The organism is Candidatus Symbiopectobacterium sp. (genome assembly GCF_020054415.1).
In the GTDB taxonomy this organism is placed as follows: Bacteria; Pseudomonadota; Gammaproteobacteria; order Enterobacterales; family Enterobacteriaceae; genus Symbiopectobacterium.
Genome location: NZ_JAHWCO010000438.1, coordinates 1 through 1,474 on the forward strand (window position 1 = coordinate 1; position 1,474 = coordinate 1,474).

Here is a 1,474-nt window from a genome sequence, read left to right on the forward strand (position 1 = left end):
CCACGCCGTTCAGTAGTGTTTTTTTCCGTCCATGCAGCAATGGCTGATTCATCTAGCCATACGGTTAGAGAACCGCGCTGCTTGATGGCCTTGTTATAAGAGGGCCAGTTGGTGATTTTAAAATTTTGTTTTGCCATGGAGACCTGATTTTGAAACAACTGTGGAGATCTGCTCCGATGATTACCCAAAAGTTCTATTTATTCAACAAAGCATACCCCACACGCCAAACTACACGGCTAACAGCAGTCCGAGTACGATCATGAAGATGGTGTGGGTGTGGGTGCGGTCGAGGGAAACCAGAAATTGTTCCCCGTGCTGCTTCTGACGCGCGGTATTATTCGCAAGATAGTGTCCGTATTTCTGTGTGAAATCATTCTGGTAAGCCTGAATAGGCACCATAAAAAAGATATCGATCTGATTGCTCTGTTTGATACCGTCAGCCAACTCAACCAACCCTTGATACAGCTGTTGGTAGCTACGCAGTAACGCCTGGCTGTCGCTGTCATTCTCGTCAGGTTTTTCGATCTGCTGATAATAGTCCTGAGCCTGTTTGAGAGAGACTTGCGCCTCTTCCATTAGGCTATTCCAACTGCCTACTGAACCGGTCTCCTTATCTACCATTAGATAGATACCCGCCCGGTTTAACTTATCGCTGGCGTTCATTGCTGCCATACGTGCCTGATCTAGAAGTGCTTGTTGTTCACGTAATCGATCGTTGGCCGTAGTATCGCGCTGTACCTGGCTCATGGTGTTAGAAATAATCGCGATCGACATCAGTTGTAGCAGCGAAAACAAACCGATGATCAGCAATAACCCCAAAAAATGCTGGGTCTGAATCTGCGGAGCAATGTCCCTTTTCCCTTCAGAAACGCGAATCGTGGTAGCATAAGTCTTGGCTCTCAATTAACAAGAGTCAGTACCATAGCATTGTTAACTGACTATATTATTTAAGCTTTTTCCTTCCGCTACTGATATTTTTCAAATTAACTGAAATAAACACGGCGTTTAAATACAGCCGGTAATACAGCAAAAACGCGTTAAATCGGGCGTTTTGGCTGCATCTTAAATGCTATCTTAAACAAAATACCCGTTGATAATGCAGGGTTAAAACACCTTTTTGAAGGGTTTTACGATTACGCTGTGATACACGCCTGTGGCCACGTAAGGATCGGCATCAGCCCAGCGCTGTGCATCGGTCAGTAAGGGAAATTCGGCAATAACAGCGGAACCGGTAAATCCAGCATCACCGGTGGTTTCACTATCAACGGCGGGGAGTGGACCTGCTGTAAGCAGCAGACCTTCATCGCGCAAGGTTTGCAAGCGTGCCAAATGGGCAGGGGCTTTGTTGAATAAATAGAACTTTTGGGTAATCATCGGAGCAGATCTCCACAGTTGTTTCAAAATCAGGTCTCCATGGCAAAACAAAATTTTAAAATCACCAACTGGCCCTCTTATAACAAGGCCCTCAAGCAGC

3 protein-coding genes are annotated in these 1,474 nt (G+C 45.7%); all 3 read right to left on the bottom strand.

Annotation, left to right across the window (positions count from 1 at the left end; all coding sequences use genetic code 11):
- A partial coding sequence (locus QZ506_RS12730; protein ID WP_291971517.1) for a transposase occupies positions 1-137 on the bottom strand: 137 nt, incomplete at its 3' end.
- A 91-nt stretch (positions 138-228) separates the two neighbouring features.
- Positions 229-903 carry a Tar ligand binding domain-containing protein gene (locus QZ506_RS12735; protein WP_291971515.1) on the bottom strand — a complete coding sequence of 225 codons (675 nt, stop codon included), beginning with the start codon at positions 901-903 and terminating at the stop codon, positions 229-231.
- Positions 904-1,104: 201 nt separating this feature from the next.
- Positions 1,105-1,374: a YciI family protein gene (locus QZ506_RS12740; protein ID WP_367273021.1), complete on the bottom strand. Its 270-nt coding sequence runs from the start codon at positions 1,372-1,374 to the stop codon at positions 1,105-1,107.
- Positions 1,375-1,474 lie beyond the last annotated feature (100 nt).